General features: G+C 69.0%; 14 protein-coding genes. 11 read left to right on the top strand and 3 right to left on the bottom strand.

All coding sequences use genetic code 11. The features are described 5' to 3' along the window. Nucleotide 1 precedes the first annotated feature (1 nt). On the bottom strand, nt 2-838 hold the full coding sequence (locus ACFT32_RS18895) for a hypothetical protein (protein WP_382490322.1): 837 nt from the start codon (nt 836-838) through the stop codon (nt 2-4). A 54-nt stretch (nt 839-892) separates the two neighbouring features. Beyond that, the gene (locus tag ACFT32_RS18900; protein ID WP_189723040.1) at nt 893-1,183 is read right to left on the bottom strand and encodes a hypothetical protein; all 291 of its coding nucleotides are present in this window, start codon (nt 1,181-1,183) and stop codon (nt 893-895) included. A gap of 289 nt (nt 1,184-1,472) precedes the next feature. On the opposite strand from ACFT32_RS18900, the gene ACFT32_RS18905 reads away from it, so the two are divergent. The 8 genes from ACFT32_RS18905 (at nt 1,473) to ACFT32_RS18940 (ending at nt 13,094) form a co-directional block, all read left to right on the top strand. Further along, complete coding sequence (locus ACFT32_RS18905) at nt 1,473-3,605, top strand: ABC transporter family substrate-binding protein (protein ID WP_382490324.1); 2,133 nt, start codon at nt 1,473-1,475, stop codon at nt 3,603-3,605. Between the two features lie 590 nt (nt 3,606-4,195). After that, nucleotides 4,196-6,103 (top strand): translational GTPase TypA, encoded by a 1,908-nt coding sequence (gene typA / locus ACFT32_RS18910; protein WP_382490327.1) that lies wholly within the window; start codon nt 4,196-4,198, stop codon nt 6,101-6,103. A 609-nt stretch (nt 6,104-6,712) separates the two neighbouring features. Further along, on the top strand, nt 6,713-8,353 hold the full coding sequence (locus ACFT32_RS18915; RefSeq protein ID WP_382490328.1) for an ABC transporter substrate-binding protein: 1,641 nt from the start codon (nt 6,713-6,715) through the stop codon (nt 8,351-8,353). Nucleotides 8,354-8,501: 148 nt separating this feature from the next. Beyond that, the gene (locus ACFT32_RS18920; protein WP_382490330.1) at nt 8,502-9,428 is read left to right on the top strand and encodes an ABC transporter permease; all 927 of its coding nucleotides are present in this window, start codon (nt 8,502-8,504) and stop codon (nt 9,426-9,428) included. Further along, nucleotides 9,421-10,389: an ABC transporter permease gene (locus tag ACFT32_RS18925; RefSeq protein ID WP_382490331.1), complete on the top strand. Its 969-nt coding sequence runs from the start codon at nt 9,421-9,423 to the stop codon at nt 10,387-10,389. Before ACFT32_RS18920 ends, ACFT32_RS18925 begins: the two co-directional genes overlap by 8 nt. Before the next feature lie 11 nt (nt 10,390-10,400). Further along, nucleotides 10,401-11,459, top strand: a complete 1,059-nt coding sequence (locus ACFT32_RS18930; protein ID WP_382490333.1) for an ABC transporter ATP-binding protein — start codon at nt 10,401-10,403, stop codon at nt 11,457-11,459. Further along, a complete protein-coding gene (locus ACFT32_RS18935) occupies nt 11,452-12,600 on the top strand; it encodes an ABC transporter ATP-binding protein (RefSeq protein WP_382490334.1) in 1,149 nt (382 codons plus the stop codon). The genes ACFT32_RS18930 and ACFT32_RS18935 overlap by 8 nt, the downstream gene beginning before the upstream one ends. Before the next feature lie 83 nt (nt 12,601-12,683). Continuing rightward, a complete protein-coding gene (locus ACFT32_RS18940) occupies nt 12,684-13,094 on the top strand; it encodes a VOC family protein (RefSeq protein WP_382490336.1) in 411 nt (136 codons plus the stop codon). A 124-nt stretch (nt 13,095-13,218) separates the two neighbouring features. On the opposite strand, the gene ACFT32_RS18945 is transcribed toward ACFT32_RS18940, so the two are convergent. Further along, nucleotides 13,219-15,342: a prolyl oligopeptidase family serine peptidase gene (locus ACFT32_RS18945; RefSeq protein WP_382490337.1), complete on the bottom strand. Its 2,124-nt coding sequence runs from the start codon at nt 15,340-15,342 to the stop codon at nt 13,219-13,221. A 177-nt stretch (nt 15,343-15,519) separates the two neighbouring features. Between ACFT32_RS18945 and ACFT32_RS18950 the strand changes: the two genes are divergently transcribed. The 3 genes from ACFT32_RS18950 (at nt 15,520) to ACFT32_RS18960 (ending at nt 17,044) form a co-directional block, all read left to right on the top strand. Further along, nucleotides 15,520-15,714: a hypothetical protein gene (locus tag ACFT32_RS18950; protein ID WP_010047829.1), complete on the top strand. Its 195-nt coding sequence runs from the start codon at nt 15,520-15,522 to the stop codon at nt 15,712-15,714. A gap of 62 nt (nt 15,715-15,776) precedes the next feature. Then, nucleotides 15,777-16,637, top strand: coding sequence for an N-acetyl-1-D-myo-inositol-2-amino-2-deoxy-alpha-D-glucopyranoside deacetylase (mshB, locus tag ACFT32_RS18955; protein ID WP_382490339.1), 861 nt, complete (start codon nt 15,777-15,779; stop codon nt 16,635-16,637). Further along, nucleotides 16,634-17,044 carry a DUF6113 family protein gene (locus ACFT32_RS18960; RefSeq protein ID WP_382490340.1) on the top strand — a complete coding sequence of 137 codons (411 nt, stop codon included), beginning with the start codon at nt 16,634-16,636 and terminating at the stop codon, nt 17,042-17,044. Before mshB ends, ACFT32_RS18960 begins: the two co-directional genes overlap by 4 nt. The last annotated feature ends 61 nt before the right edge of the window (nt 17,045-17,105 follow it).

Here is a 17,105-nt window from a genome sequence, read left to right on the forward strand (position 1 = left end):
ATCAGAAGAACCGCGGATCGTCGAAGGCGCCGGACGCGACCAGATAGACGTAGAAGTCGGCGAGCGCCACGCTCACCAGCGACGCCCAGGCGAGCTGCATGTGCCGGGCGTTGAGTTTCCCGGCCCACTGCCACATCCGGTAGCGCACGGGATGCCTGGAGAAGTGCTTGAGCTTGCCGCCGACGATGTGCCGGCACGAGTGACAGGAGATCGTGTACGCCCAGATCAGCACGATGTTGACCAGGAACACCAGGGTGCCGAGGCCCATGTGGCCCCACGCGTAGTTCTCGTCGCGGAAGGCGAGCACGGTGTCGTACGTGAGGATCCCGGCGACGCCGAGCGCGGCGTAGAAGAAGTACCGGTGGATGTTCTGCAGGACCAGCGGGAAGCGGGTCTCACCGGTGTACTTCTTGTGCGGCTCGGCCACCGCGCAGGCCGGCGGGGACGCCCAGAAGCCCCGGTAGTAGGCCTTGCGGTAGTAGTAGCAGGTCAGCCGGAAGCCGAGCGGGAAGATCAGGATGATGATGGCGGGCGAGATGCCCCACCAGCTGCCGAAGATCTCCCAGTTCGGGCCGGCCTTCATCGGCTCGCACCGCTCCGCCAGGCACGGGGAGTAGAAGGGCGAGACGTACGGCGCCGCGTAGTAGTGCGCGTCGGCGAAGGCCCGCCAGGTCGAGTAGACGATGAAGGCCAGCAGGCCGGCGGCCGTGCCGGCCGGCGCCAGCCACCAGCGGTCGGTGCGCAGGTGCGGGGCGGTGATCGCGGCGCGTGTACCCGCCCGTACACCGCCGCTTCTGGGTTGGGGTTCGGTGGCGGGGGGTTCCGTACCAGTGGCCACGTGACGACTCCGGTCGGGTTCGGGGGAGGTGCCGGTCGTACCACTCCTGACCGGTCAGGGAGCGCGCCGGTCCCGGGCGCCGAGCCCCTCGTCGTCCGAGTCGCGCCACAGGGCGGAGTCGTACGGCGCGTCCGAGATGGTGACGAGCTCGGGGCGCTTCGGTGCGGCCGGCGAGGCGGCGGCGTCGCGCAGCAGGGCGACGCTCTCGCGCAGATGGTTGGCGTCGGCACGGACGCGGCGCATCTCCAGGCCGCCGGTGCCGAGCTGCTTCTCCAGGCGCCCCACCGACCGGAGCAGGTCGTCGAGGCTGCGCTGGACTGACGTCAGTTCGTCGTGAACGGACATGACTTGCCCTCACTTCCACGGGTCCTTCGAGGCCCAAGGCGGCAACGTTCATGCGCCTGCGAGTGTTGCGCGTCACACCTTGTGCTGTGAAGGGATGTGCATCGATTGGCCGAGGCGCATGGGTGCGCCGTGCCGTTTATTGCTCCGCACGGGTGACTCTCCGCCGGTGACCGCCGTGTCGCCCTGTGTTGCCGAACCCTTTCCTCTTCAGTGGGCCGCATACATCAGATGAAATCCAAATACCGCCAAAAGTGATCATAACGCCCGCGGCTTTCCGGAGGTAGCACAGATGTCCCAGCACGGCGTCGGCCCGCGTGCGGTCTCGCGCTCGGTCGCCTTCCTCCTCACCGCGGGAGTGCTCGCGGTGCCCGCGCTCGCCGGATGCGGCTCCGAGGACCCGGCGGGCAAGCCGCTCGCCGGGCAGGACATCCAGCCCGCCGCCCGCGACCGGATCACCGACGGCGGCACCCTGCGCTGGGCCGTCGACTCCGTGCCCGACACCCTGAACACCTTCCAGTCGGACGCCGACGCCACCACCACCCGTGTGGCCCAGGCCGTCCTGCCGTCGATGTTCCGGATGAACGCCGAGGGCCGCCCGGAGCGCAATCCCGCCTACCTGGAGTCCGCCAAGGTCGTCGAGACGGAGCCCAAGCAGGTCGTCCTGTACAAGCTCGACCAGCAGGCCGTCTGGAGCGACGGCCGGGAGATCGGCGCCGCCGACTTCGCCGCCCAGTGGCGCGCCCTGTCCGGCAAGGACACCGCCTACTGGACCGCCCGCAACGCCGGCTACGACCGCATCCAGAAGATCGAGCGCGGGGACAACGCCCTGGAGGTCCGGGTCACCTTCAGCCGCCCCTACGCCGACTGGCGCTCACTGTTCTCGCCGCTGTACCCGAAGGACGTCATGGGCACGCCGGACTCCTTCAACGACGGGGCACGCAAGAAGCTCAAGGTCACGGCGGGCCCCTTCCTGGTGAAGAAGCTCAGCCGCAAGGACGAGGAGATCACCCTCACCCGCAATCCGCGCTGGTGGGGCCGGCCGGCCAAGCTCTCCGAGATCGTGCTGCGCACGGTGCCGCGCGACAAGCGGGCCAAAGAGCTGGCCGCCGGCACCGTCGACCTGGCCGAGATCGCCCCCTCCGAGGCCCGCCGCATCACCGTCGCCGCCCGCCCCCGGGGCTCCAGCAGCCCGGTCATGGGCTCCGAGGCCGACCAGAAGCCGCGCACGCCCAAGGCGGCCGCCAAGTACGCCCGGCAGCAGCAGGCCCTGCGCGGCTTCGAGGTGCGCAAGTCCCTGGAGCCGGCCTTCACACAGCTCGCTCTGAACGGGGCCGAGGGGCCGCTTGCCGACGAGCGCGTCCGCAGGGCCGTCGCCCGCGCCCTGGACCGCAAGGAACTGGCCAAGGCGGTGCTGAAGCCCCTCGGACTGCCCGCCGTACCGGTCGGCAGCCACCTCGCGCTGTCCGGCCAGGCCGCCTACGCCGACAACAGCGGCGCCCTCGGCGGCCAGGACACCAAGGAGGCCCAGGCACTGCTCGCGGACGCCGGGTGGGTACGGGGCGGCCCGATCAAGGAACAGAAGAAGAAGGGGGAGAAGGCGGCCGGAGCCGAGGGCAAGAAGGCCGGCAAGTCCTCCGAGGCCGAGTCCCGCGACGACGACGGCGAATACATCGTCGGCTCGGACGACAAGGACAAGCAGGACGGCAAGGCGCACCGCGAGAAGGACCCGAACCACCTCGCCCAGGACGGCAAGCAGTACAAGCAGCCGCACCAGGGCGGCGCACCCGGCGCGTACGCGCCCATGGGCACCGCCGCCCCGGCCGGCCGCGAGGCCGCCCCGCTCGCCAAGAACGGCAAGCCGCTCACCCTCCGCTTCGTGCTCCCCTCCGGGCCCGGCTCACAGACGCTGCGCACGGTGGCCGACCGCATCGCCCGCATGCTGGAGCGCGTCGGCATCGGCACGGAGATCTCCAAGGTCTCCGACGAGTCCTACTTCAAGGACCACATCGCGTCCGGCCAGTACGACCTCGCCCTGTACTCCTGGCCCGCCTCCGCCTTCCCCGCCACCGACGCCCGGCCCGTCTACGCCAAGCCGGTCCCGGCCGCCGACGGTTCGCTGAACGTCGAGCAGAACTACACCCGCGTCGGCACCGACCAGGTCGACCAGCTCTTCGACCAGGCCGTGGCCACCCTCGACGAGGGCGAGTCCCGCTCCCTGATCCGCAAGGCGGACTCCCGCATCTGGGCGGCGGCCGGCTCGATCCCCCTCTTCCAGCGCCCCCAGCTCGTCGCCGCCCGCAAGAACCTGGTCAACATCGGCGCCTTCGGCCTCGGCACGCCGGTCTACGAGGACATGGGCTTCCTGAAGAAGGGCGCGAAGCCGGCCTCCGGCCCGTCGGCGAAGGGCTCCGCCACTCCGTAGCTCCCTTGCCGCTCGCGCCGGGCGCCCGCATCATGAACCGTCAGTGATCATGATGCGGGCGCCCGGGCGTCCGCACACGGGGGACGGGGGCCGGCGTATGCGCGGCACAGTTGGGAGCAGCGGCTGACCGCGCTGGCCGACCCGATCAGGTTCAAGAAACCGCTCGCGGGTCCGTCCGACACGGAGCGGCCGGCGCAGGGCCACTTCTTCGAGTCGGCGACCGGTGCCCACGAGGGCGACTACTACGCGTGGGCGGCGATCGACCTGGTCGAGGCCGACTTCACCCGCACCTGCGGGGACGGCGAGCCGGCCAGGGGGCATGTCCGAACCTGGGAAGGGACCGGCGCCGGCTTCCTGCCCTGTTCCATGGCCTCGGACGAAACGGCCGGCCAGATCGCCGCACAGCGGACCTGCCCCTCCGGATCCGAGGCCGCAGAGGAGGTCTGACCAGCACTGACGTATCCCGGCTAAGCCCAGCGGCCGCGCACCCGTACCATGGGGTGAGGCCGTGGCATGTTGAGCCCGGCAGGGTCCGCGCACCGCAGACGTCCGCGCAGGGCCTTCCTCACACTCCGGGAGTACGCCTTCTTATGGCCACGCGCCACGACATCCGCAACGTCGCCATCGTCGCCCACGTCGACCACGGCAAGACCACCATCGTCGACGGCATGCTGAAGCAGGCCGGCGCCTTCGCCGCGCACCAGCTCGAAGGCGTCGACGACCGCATGATGGACTCGAACGACCTGGAGCGTGAGAAGGGCATCACGATCCTGGCCAAGAACACGGCGGTGAAGTACCACCCGAAGGCCGGGGGGGACGTCATCACCATCAACATCATCGACACCCCCGGTCACGCCGACTTCGGCGGTGAGGTCGAGCGCGGTCTGTCGATGGTCGACGGTGTCGTCCTGCTCGTGGACGCCTCCGAGGGCCCGCTCCCGCAGACCCGCTTCGTGCTGCGCAAGGCGCTGCAGCAGCGCCTGCCCGTCATCCTGTGCATCAACAAGACGGACCGCCCGGACTCCCGGATCGACGAGGTCGTCAACGAGACCTACGACCTCTTCCTCGACCTGGACGCCGACGAGGAGCAGATCGAGTTCCCGATCGTCTACGCCTGCGGCCGCGACGGCATCGCTTCGCTGACCAAGCCGGACAACGGCACGGTCCCGGCCGACTCCACCAGCCTGGAGCCGTTCTTCTCCACGATCCTGGAGCACATCCCGGCGCCGACCTACGACGAGGCCGCCCCGCTCCAGGCTCACGTCACCAACCTGGACGCCGACAACTTCCTCGGCCGTATCGCGCTGCTCCGTGTCGAGCAGGGCGAGCTGCGCAAGGGCCAGACGGTCGCGTGGATGAAGCGCGACGGGTCCGTCAGCAACGTCCGCATCACCGAGCTGATGATGACCGAGGCGCTCACCCGCAAGCCGGCCGAGATGGCCGGCCCCGGTGACATCTGCGCGGTCGCCGGTATCCCGGACATCATGATCGGCGAGACCCTGGCCGACCCGGAGAACCCGGTCGCACTGCCGCTGATCACGGTCGACCAGCCCGCGATCTCCATGGTCATCGGCACCAACACCTCCCCGCTGGTCGGCCGTGGTGCCACCGGCAAGGGCGCCGACAACAAGGGCGCCGTCAAGGACCGCAAGGTCACCGCCCGCCAGGTGAAGGACCGCCTCGACCGCGAGCTGATCGGTAACGTCAGCCTCCGCGTGCTGGACACCGAGCGCCCCGACGCCTGGGAGGTCCAGGGCCGTGGTGAGCTGGCCCTCGCGATCCTCGTCGAGACCATGCGCCGGGAAGGCTTCGAGCTGACCATCGGCAAGCCGCAGGTCGTCACCAAGGAGGTCGACGGCAAGACGCACGAGCCCGTCGAGCGCATGACGATCGACGTGCCCGAGGAGCACATGGGCGCGGTCACGCAGCTCATGGGCGTGCGCAAGGGCCGCATGGACAACATGTCCAACCACGGCTCCGGCTGGGTCCGCATGGAGTTCGTCGTCCCCTCCCGCGGTCTGATCGGTTTCCGTACGGAGTTCCTGACCCAGACCCGCGGCACGGGCATCGGCCACTCCATCCACGAGGGCTTCGAGCCCTGGTTCGGCGCGCTCCAGACCCGTAACAACGGCTCCCTGGTCGCCGACCGCTCCGGTGCGGTCACCGCGTTCGCGATGACCAACCTCCAGGAGCGCGGCGTGCTGTTCACCGACCCGGGCACCGAGGTGTACGAGGGCATGATCGTCGGCGAGAACTCCCGCGCCGACGACATGGACGTCAACATCACCAAGGAGAAGAAGCTCACCAACATGCGGTCCTCCTCGGCCGACTCGTTCGAGGCGATCGTCCCGCCGCGCAAGCTGTCGCTGGAGCAGTCCCTCGAGTTCTGCCGCGACGACGAGTGCGTCGAGGTCACCCCGGAGGCCGTGCGCATCCGCAAGGTGAACCTGGACGCCCGCGAGCGCGCCCGCGCCGCGAGCCGCGCCAAGCACGGCTGACGCCTCCCGCCGCACGACGACGCCGGGCACCCCGCAATGCGGGGTGCCCGGCGTCGTCGTAAAGAAGGGGGAACGCAGAGGAAAGGGTTAGGGAAAACCCTCGATTTGGCTGGGACAGCCGTTCGGAACGTCCCGCTCCCACTACCCTGTCGCGGAAGCGCTGCGCCCTGCCCTGATCCGGGGGCCGTCCAACGGCCTTGCGGCGGAGGCCTTCTGAGAGGGCGACAGCCACCGCTGGCACCCTGCACGGCAGCCACGGGACTCGCAACCCGTTTATCTCATTCGCGCGTCCGGAATACGGACACCTGCCACCGATAGATGTGTAACAAGTCCGTTTCGCAGGGATCTTTCACCAAACCCTTTGTCCGGATTTTGGAAGATGTAGGCCTGAGCTGTGATCGAACCGAGACCTCGAGAGTGTGGTTCGGTCTGGGCGCATGGCAGATAGTTAGGCGCGTAGAGCTCGGATGAACGGGTCACTCGCCGGCAGCGGCGCCGACTCACGAGCGCGGGGGCACTCGACAAATTTCCGGCACCGGCGACGGGCGGGCGCCGTGATCTGTCCTGTGCTCCCTTTGCGGTGAACCAATGACTTCCTAGGAGGAACCCATGCGCGGTGCCAAGAGCGCCAAGTGGGTCGCGGGGGCGATAGTCGTCGCCCTGGCCGCCACCGCCTGTGGCGGCGGCGACGACAGTGCCGGCGACGACATGAACAAGGGCAAGGCCGACCCGAACGGCATCGTCACTGCGCAGCTGAGCGAGCCTCAGAACCCGCTGCAGCCGGCCAACGCCAAGGAGAGCCAGGGCAGCCGTGTCCTGCGCACGATCTTCGCGGGTCTGGTCGACTACGAGCCCGGCACCGGCAAGCTCGAGTACGTCAACGCCGAGTCGGTCACGCCGAACGACGACTCGTCGGAGTGGACCGTCAAGCTCAAGCCGGGCTGGAAGTTCCACGACGGCACCCCGGTCACCGCCAAGTCCTACGTGGACTCCTGGAACTGGTCGGCCAACATCAAGAACAACCAGACCAACTCCAGCTGGTTCGCCGACATCGTGGGCTTCGACCAGGTGCACCCGGAGAAGGGTGAGCCCAAGGCCGACGCCATGTCCGGCCTGAAGGTCGTCGACGACAACACCTTCACGGTCAAGCTGACGCAGCCGGTGTCGTACTTCGCGTACAAGCTGGGCTACGACGTGTGGGCGCCCCTTCCGGAGGCCTTCTTCAAGGACCCGAAGGGCTTCGGCGAGAAGCCGGTCGGCAACGGCCCGTACAAGTTCGTCTCCTGGGAGCACAACAAGCTCATCAAGGTCCGCAAGTTCGCGGACTACCAGGGCCCGAACAAGGCCAAGAACGGCGGCATCGACTTCAAGAACTACACGACCGCCGACGCCGCCTACTCGGACCTGCGCTCCAACAACGTGGACTGGATCGAGCAGGTCCCGACCACCGCGCTGACGAACTACAAGACGGACCTCGGCGACCGCGCCATCGACGAGCCGTACTCGGCCGTCCAGTCGATCGTCCCGGCGTTCTACACCAAGCAGTTCAAGGACATCGACCCCAAGGTCATCCAGGGTCTGTCCATGGCGATCGACCGCCAGACGATCACCAAGACCGTGCTGCAGAGCACCCGTACCCCGGCCGACTCCTACGTCGCCCCCGGCGTCCTCGGCTACAAGAAGGGCGCGCTCGGCGACATCGTCAAGTTCGACCCGGCCCAGGCGAAGAAGCTCGTCCAGGAGGGCGGCGGCGTCCCGGGCAACAAGATCCAGATCCAGTACAACGCCGACCAGGACCACAAGCCGTGGGTCGACGCGGTCTGCAACTCGATCCGCAAGTCCACCGGCGTGGAGTGCACCGGCGACCCGAAGCCGACCTTCCAGGCCGACCTCGACGCCCGTGACAAGGACCAGGTCAAGTCCATGTACCGCGGTGGCTGGGTGCTCGACTACCCGGTCAACTCGAACTTCATGCGCGACCTCTACGGCTCCACGGCCGCCGGTAACACCAGCGGTTACTCCAACAAGGAGTTCGACAAGCTGAGCTCCGAGGCGGACAAGGCGGGCTCGATCGACGAGACCGTGAAGCTGTACCAGGACGCGGAGCAGCTCCTCGCCAAGGACATGCCGGCGATTCCGCTCTGGTTCTACAAGGTCAACAGCGGTCAGTCCACCAACATCCTGGGCAAGATCCAGTACGGCCAGGACGGTGACCCGATCTTCGACACGATCCAGGTCAAGCAGAAGTAAACAGACGACCGCAGACCGGTGCCGCCTCTCCCGTCAGGGGAGCGGCGGCGCCGGTCCGTAGGCAAAGGCCTCCACCTCACCCCCCTCAACCTGCGGTAGAGATGAGTGCGCAGGCCCTCGCCGACCCCTCACGGCATGGAGGCGCAAGATGGGGCGCTACGCCGCCAGGCGACTGCTCCAGATGATCCCGATCTTCATCGGGACAACTCTGTTGATCTTTCTGATGGTCCACATCCTGCCGGGCGACCCGGTCCGGGCCATCTACGGGGACAAGGCTCCCGATCCCGCACAGATCGCGCAGATCAAGCGCGAGTACGGCTTCGACAAGCCCGTCCTCGAACAGTACGTCCACTACATGTGGAACCTCATCCAGGGAGACTTCGGAAAGAACCTCGCAGGCCGTCCGGTCGTCGAGCTCATGTCCGAGGCCTTCCCGGTGACACTGCGGCTGACGCTGCTGGCCATCACCATCGAGATCATCATCGGTGTGGGCCTCGGCGCGTGGGCCGGTCTGAGGGCCGGAAAGGCCGCCGACACCGGTGTCCTGGTCTTCACACTGACCGTGATCTCGATCCCGGTCTTCGTCCTCGGCTTCATCGCCCGGTTCGTCTTCGCGGACGAACTCGGCTGGCTACCGCCCAACGTCCAGGACTCCACGGACTTCTCCCAGTTGTTCCTGCCGGCCTTCGTCCTCGCCATGCTGTCCATGGCGTACGTGGCGCGGCTGACCCGGACGACCTTCGCGGAGAACCTGCGGGCCGACTACATGCGCACCGCGCTCGCCAAGGGCCTGCCCCGGCGCCGCATCATCGGTGTCCATCTGCTGCGCAACTCGCTGATCCCGGTGGTCACCTTCATCGGCACCGACGTCGGCGGCTTCATCGGCGGCGCGGTCATCACCGAGGGCATCTTCAACATCCAGGGTGTCGGCAACCTCCTCTACAGGGCGATCCAGACGAGCGAGGGCTCGACGGTCACGGGTGTGGTGACGGTGCTCGTCCTCGTCATCCTCCTGATCAACCTGCTCATCGACCTGCTGTACGCGGTCCTGGACCCGAGGATCCGGTATGCCTGACGTGACCAAGGCCGAGACCACCGACTCCGCCCGGGTGGACGCGGTGGCCCCGCCGGCCGTCGACGCGCCTGCCAAGGAGAGCGGCAAGAAGAGCGAGAAGACCCGTTCCCTGTGGGGCGACGCCTGGTACGACCTCAGGCACCGCCCCATGTTCTGGGTCTCCTCGGTGCTGCTGGTCCTGCTCGTGGTGATCGCCGTCTTCCCCGGCTGGTTCACCAGCGCCGACCCGCGTGACGGCGACCTCGTCAACCACTACCTGGGCAAGCCCGAGCTGGGGCACTTCTTCCAGCCCGACTGGTTCGGCTACGACCAGCAGGGCCGCTCCATCTACTCGCGCGTCATCCACGGCACCCGCGCCTCGATCCTCGTAGGCGTCTTCGTGACCGCCGCGGTCACGCTGCTCGGCGGTCTGCTGGGCATGCTGGCGGGCTACTTCGGCGGCTGGGTCGACTCGGTGATCTCCCGGATCGTCGACATCTTCTTCGGTCTGCCGTTCCTGCTCGGCACGATGGTCGTCCTGAACGCCTTCGCCGAGCGCAAGGTGTACGTGGTCATCCTGGCCCTGGCCTGCCTGGGCTGGACCTCGATCGCCCGTGTCACGCGCAGCTCCGTCATCACCGCCAAGCAGGCCGACTATGTGACGGCGGCCCGGGCGCTCGGCGCCGGCACCACGCGGATCCTGTTCCGCCACGTGATGCCGAACGCCATCGCCCCGACCATCGTCGTGGCCACGATCGCCCTCGGCGGTTACATCTCGGCGGAGGCGACCCTGTCGTTCCTCGGCCTCGGCCTCAGCGACCCGACGATCTCGTGGGGCATCGACATCTCCGAGGGCAGCAAGGTGATCCGGGACAACCCGCACGCGCTGCTGTTCCCGGCGGGCATGCTCAGCCTCACGGTCTTCGCGTTCATCATGCTCGGCGACGCGGTCCGCGACGCCCTTGACCCGAAGCTGCGCTGAGGAGGGCGTACGTGACCACCATCGACAAGACCAGGAACGTGCCCGAGCCGCGAGGCGCGGCCGAGGGTGACACCCCCCTGCTCGAAGTGCGCGATCTGCACGTCGAGTTCCACACCCGTGACGGCGTGGCCAAGGCCGTCAACGGCGTCAACTACACCGTGTCGTCCGGCGAGACGCTCGCCGTGCTCGGCGAGTCCGGCTCCGGCAAGTCCGTGACCGCGCAGGCGATCATGGGCATCCTCGACATGCCGCCCGGGCGGATCCCCCAGGGCCAGATCCTGTACCGGGGCGAGGACATGCTCACCATGTCCGGCGACGCCCGGCGCAAGATCCGGGGCAGGAAGATCGCGATGATCTTCCAGGACGCGCTCTCCGCGCTGAACCCGGTGCTGTCCGTCGGCTACCAGCTCGGCGAGATGTTCCGCGTCCACCAGGGTCTGAGCAAGAAGGACGCCAAGGCCAAGGCCATCGAGCTGATGGACCGCGTGAAGATCCCGGCCGCGAAGGAGCGCGTCGGCGACTACCCGCACCAGTTCTCCGGCGGTATGCGCCAGCGCATCATGATCGCGATGGCGCTCGCCCTGGAGCCGGACCTGATCATCGCCGACGAGCCGACCACGGCCCTCGACGTGACGGTCCAGGCCCAGGTCATGGACCTGCTCGCGGAGCTCCAGCGCGAGTACAACATGGGCCTCATCCTGATCACCCACGACCTCGGCGTCGTCGCCGACGTCGCGGACAAGATCGCGGTGATGTACGCGGGCCGGATCGTGGAGACCGCCCCGGTGCACGAGCTGTACAAGCGGCCCGCGCACCCCTACACCAAGGGTCTGCTCGAGTCGATCCCGCGCCTGGACCAGAAGGGCCAGGACCTGTACGCGATCAAGGGCCTGCCGCCCAACCTGACGCGTATCCCGTCCGGTTGTGCCTTCAACCCGCGGTGCCCGCAGGCGCAGGACATCTGCCGTACGGACGTCCCGCTGCTGCACCCGGTCACCGAGCGGGACGGCGGCGAGCTGGCCGGCCGCGGCAGCGCGTGCCACTTCTGGAAGGAGACGATCCATGGCTGACCTGGAGAAGACGGACGAGTCCATGGACGCCACCCCCAACGTCACCGAGGTCGAGACGGTCGAGGCCGCCACCGACGCGGAGGCCGTGGCCGCCATCGAGGCACCGGTCGAGCGCGGTGAGCCGATCCTGCAGGTGCGCAACCTGGTCAAACACTTCCCGTTGACCCAGGGCATCCTGTTCAAACGCCAGATCGGCGCGGTCAAAGCCGTGGACGGGGTCTCCTTCGACCTCTACCAGGGCGAGACGCTCGGCATCGTGGGCGAGTCCGGCTGTGGCAAGTCCACGGTCGCCAAGCTGCTGATGATGCTGGAGAAGGCGACCGCGGGCGAGATCTTCTACAAGGGCCAGGACATCACCAAGCTGTCCGGGCGTGCGCTGAAGGCGGTGCGCCGGAACATCCAGATGGTGTTCCAGGACCCGTACACCTCGCTCAACCCCCGTATGACGGTGGGCGACATCATCGGCGAGACCTTCGAGATCCACCCCGAGGTGGCCCCGAAGGGCGACCGTCGCCGCAAGGTCCAGGACCTGCTGGACGTCGTGGGTCTCAACCCCGAGTACATCAACCGCTATCCGCACCAGTTCTCGGGCGGTCAGCGCCAGCGCATCGGCATCGCCCGCGGCCTCGCGCTCAACCCCGAGATCATCATCTGCGACGAGCCGGTCTCCGCGCTGGACGTGTCCGTCCAGGCGCAGGTCATCAACCTGATGGAGAAGCTCCAGGACGAGTTCAACCTCTCCTACCTCTTCATCGCGCACGACCTGTCGATCGTCCGGCACATCTCGGACCGGGTGGGTGTGATGTACCTCGGCAAGATGGCCGAGATCGGCTCGGACACGGAGATCTACGACCACCCGACCCACCCGTACACCCAGGCACTGCTCTCGGCCGTCCCGGTACCCGACCCGGAGTCCCGCGAGGGCCGCGAGCGGATCATCCTCACCGGCGACGTCCCGTCCCCGGCCAACCCGCCCTCGGGCTGCCGCTTCCGCACCCGCTGCTGGAAGGCCCAGGACAAGTGCGCCCAGGAGACCCCGCTCCTCGCGGTCCCCGAGCGCTTCAAGGGCGAGGACACCCCGGCGGCCCACGAGTCGGCCTGCCACTTCGCAGAGGAGAAGGACGTGGTCCACGCGGCCTGACGGCCGATCGGTCATGTCCCTCACGGTTCCCGGTGCCTTCTGAAGAGGGCGCCGGGAACCGGCCTTTCCGGCTAGGTCAGGAAATGCTGCATCACATCGAGCTGTGGGTCCCCGATCTGCCCCGCGCGGCCCGCGAATGGGGCTGGCTCCTGGCCCGTCTCGACTACGCCCCGTACCAGGAGTGGGAGCACGGCCGCAGCTGGCGCCTGGGCGCGACATACCTCGTCGTCGAGCAGTCCCCGGATCTGCGCGGGGCCGAGCACGACCGCATGAGGCCCGGCCTCAATCACCTGGCGTTCCACGCCGGGACAGCCGCGGAGGTCGACGAGCTGGCCCGCGAGGCGCCCGCACACGGTTGGGCGCTCCTCTTCGCCGACCGCTACCCCCATGCCGGGGGCCCGGAGCACCACGCCGCCTACCTCGTCAATACGGACGGGTTCGAGGTCGAGCTCGTGGCCGCCGAAGCACCCGCAAACCCCCGCCAACTGCGTTAACACGCAAGCAACTTCGCCGACCCGGTTCCGATATACGGACGCGTCAGGCTGAACGCTGTACGGCCGTGCGGGTGCCGTAAGCGGGCCGGGGCGCGCCATGTCGTCCCGGCCCGTTGCCGTGCGGTCAGGCGGTGGTGATGCCCAGGGAGCGCTTCAGGAAGTCGACCTGGAGGAGGAGCAGGTTCTCCGCGACCTGTTCCTGCGGGGTGATGTGAGTGACCCCGGACAGCGGCAGGACCTCGTGCGGGCGGCCGGCGGCCAGGAGGGCCGAGGAGAGGCGCAGGGCGTGGGCGACGACCACGTTGTCGTCGGCGAGGCCGTGCACGACCATCAGGGGGCGGTGCGGCTCGGCGGGGGAGGACAGCCCGTCGGCGGTGACCAGAGAGCTCCCCGCGTACGACTCCGGGTGCTCGGCGGGGGCGCCCAGGTACCGCTCCGTGTAGTGCGTGTCGTAGAGGTGCCAGTCCGTCACCGGCGCCCCCGCGATGCCCGCGTGGAAGACGTCGGGGCGGCGCAGCACCGCGAGGCCGGCCAGCCAGCCGCCGAAGGACCAGCCGCGGATCGCCACCCGGGACAGATCCAGGGGGTGCCGCTGGGCGAGATCCTGGAGCGCCTCCACCTGGTCGTCGAGCGACAGCGTGAAGTCGTGGTGGATCCCCTTCTCCCACGCGGGGGACCGGCCCGGGGTGCCGCGGCCGTCCGCGACGATCACCGCGAAACCCTGGTCCGCGAACCACTGCGAGGTGAGGTGCGGGTTGTGCGCGGCGACCACCCGCTGCCCGTGCGGCCCGCCGTACGGGTCCATGAGCACCGGCAGGGGGGTGTCACCGGCGTAGTCCCGAGGCATAAGCACGGCGCACGGGATGCGGCGTGCGCCCCCCTCGGTGAGCGTCACGCGGGGGGACATACCGGGGTCTTCGGCGTAGGAGGGGACAGTCGCCGTCGGTTTTCCGTCGCGCAGCACCTGCACCCGCACACCTGGCCGATTCAGCGTCGCCGAGACCAGAACCGTGACGTCCCCGGCTCGCGCCGCCGAGTGCACGCCCGGCTCCTGGGACACCCGCTCCACGCCCAGCTCGTTCACCCGGTACACATGCGTCTGGCCCGTCTCCGCCTCGCCGGCCTCCTCACCCGCCGACGCCGAGACCAGCACGTCGTCGTCGGAGACATCCAGTACGGCCCGGAGATGCAACTGCGCTCCCGTGAGCGGCCGTTCCCCGACCGCCAGCACCCGCGCACCGCCCTCGTCCGCGATCCGGACCAGCTGCCCGGACGGGCTCCAGCACGGCACCCCGGGGAAAAGATCAAGCCATGTTCGATCTTCGTCGGCGTGCACCATCCGCGTCGCGCCCGACTCCGGATCCACGGCCAGGATCAACTGGCTGCGTTGATCGCGCGCCTGTACGAGCAACAGCGGCGCACCCGCAGCTGACCAGTGGACATGCGCCAGATACGGATACCGCGCCCGGTCCCAGGCGACCTCCGTGCGCAGCCCGTCCAGACCGATCACGAACAGCCGCACCTCCGCGTTGCCGGTGCCCGCCGCCGGATACGCCACCCGCTGCGGCTCCCGCCCGGGATGCGCCGGATCGGAGATCCACCACCGCTGCACCGGCGTGTCGTCCACCCGCGCCACGAGCAGCCGGTCCGACTCCGGAGCCCACCAGAAGCCGCGCGAACGCCCCATCTCCTCGGCCGCGATGAACTCGGCGAGCCCGAATGAGACATTCTCCGAATCCGGCTCGGCGAGCGCCCGGTCGCCGTCCCCCTCGGCGCCCACCACCCGCAGGGCGCCCTGCGCGACGTAGGCGATGTGCCGCCCGTCGGGCGACGGACGCGGGTCGATCACCGGCCCCGGCGTGGCCAGTCCACGCGCTGTCCCGGCCCGCAGCTCGGCCGCGAAAAGCCGCCCTGACAAGGCGAAAGAGGCCAATTCGACGGCCGAGTCGGTGGCGTACCCGACGATGCCCGCCCCGCCCTCGCGGCTGCGCTCACGCCGTGCCCGCTCCTCGGGCGAAAGGTCCTCCGAGGCACCGCCCAGCAGGGCGCGCGGGTCGGCGGCCACGCGCTCTTGGCCCTCCTCCATGTCGAGGACCCACAGTGAACTCGCCCGGTCCGTACCGGAACCGGAGCGCAGGAACACAACACGTGAACCGTCGGGCGCCACGCTGAACGCACGCGGCGCGCCGAGCGTGAAGCGCTGGGTGCGGGCGTGCCGTCGGGGGAAGGAGTCAGGCTCGGTCGTCATGCCCTGACCATATTGGCCATGCGCCCCCTTGTGCGGCAGTGCGCCGATCGATGCGCACGGACGGATAGTTATGATCAATGTCGCATAGTGGGTATGAACCTGCTGGCTGACGTACGGATTTAATGCCCCCATAGTCCGACCCCCCGCGCCCTTGTGGATCTTTGGAGGTGAGCCGCCGTGGCACTCTCGATTTCGGCGGTGGTGCTGCTGGCGATCATCGTCTTCTTGCTGATCAAGAAGTCAGGACTGAAGGCGGGGCATGCGGTCGTCTGCATGCTGCTCGGCTTCTACCTCGCCTCCTCGACCGTCGCTCCCACGATCAACGAGCTGACGACGAACATCGCGGGCATGATCGGCAGCATCAAGTTCTGACCGCCCGGGTCCCGCCCGCGGCCTCGTGAGCCGGGGTCGTGGGACCTCGTAGGGTGGGTTCCATGACGGAACTGCCCGACCGGCGTCTGCTGCTGGTGCACGCGCACCCGGACGACGAGTCGATCAACAACGGCGCCACCATGGCCAGGTACGCGGCCGAGGGTGTCCACGTCACCCTGGTCACCTGCACCCTCGGCGAACGCGGCGAGGTCATCCCGCCCGAGCTCGCGCACCTGACCGGCGCCGCCCTGGGCGAGCACCGCCGCCGCGAGCTCGCCGCCGCCATGGCCGAGCTCGGCGTCAAGGACGTCCGCCTGCTCGGCGGCGCCGGACGCTACAGCGACTCCGGGATGATGGGCCTGCCCGACAACGACGACCCCGGCTGCTTCTGGCAGGCCGACGTCGACGAGGCCGCCGCACACCTCGTCGAGGTGATCCGCGAGGTACGGCCCCAGGTCCTCGTCACCTACGACGAAGACGGCGGCTACGGCCATCCCGACCACATCCAGGCCCACCGCGTCGCCATGCGCGCGGCCGAACTCTCCGCCGAGGCCGGCTGTCCCGTCCAGAAGGTCTACTGGAACCGGGTCCCCCGGCCCGTTGTGGAGGAGTCCTTCGCCCGGCTCCGGGACGACCTGCCCGGCCTGCCCTTCACCAAGGCGGCCGAGGTCGACGACGTACCCGGTGTGGTGGCCGAGGAGCGCGTCACCACGGTGATCGACGGCACCGCCCACGCCGCCGCCAAGGCCGCCGCGATGCGCGCCCACGCCACCCAGATCACCGTGGCCGAGCCGTATTTCGTGCTGTCCAACGAACTCGCCCAGCCGATCCTCACCACCGAGTACTACGAGCTGGTGCGGGGCGAGCAGGGTCCCGGTGAGCGGGAGAAGGACCTGTTCGCCGGTGTCGAGGAGGCCTCATGAGCGACCGGAGTCCGATGCTCGCCCAGCCGATGCGGCCGCCGTCCGCCGCACGGATCACCGCCTGTCTGGGGTTCTTCCTGCTCGGGGCCGTGGTCGGCGTGGCCGGGGCGCTGGTGCAGCCCGCGTGGTTCCCGGGCGGACTGCTGCTCGCCCTCGCCGGGGAGGCCGGAGCCGTCCTGGGCGCGGCACGCGTCACCCGCGGCCGGATCGGCGGCGTCGCGGCCGCCGCCGGCTGGATGCTCGCCGTCATCCTGCTCACGGCCAGCCGTCCCGAGGGCGACTTCCTCTTCGCCGCGGGAAGCGGCTCCTACCTCTATCTGCTCGGGGGCATCGGTGTGGCTGTGATGTGCGCCACCCTTGCCCCGGGGCGGCAACCGGACAGCGGTCCCGTCCGACTTGCCAAGTGACGTACCACTTCGCCAGGACGTGGCCGTGGGGGTCCGGTGTGGGATTCCCGGCGGTCATGGG

This window comes from Streptomyces sp. NPDC057002 (assembly GCF_042673825.1).
Classification (GTDB): domain Bacteria; phylum Actinomycetota; class Actinomycetes; order Streptomycetales; family Streptomycetaceae; genus Streptomyces.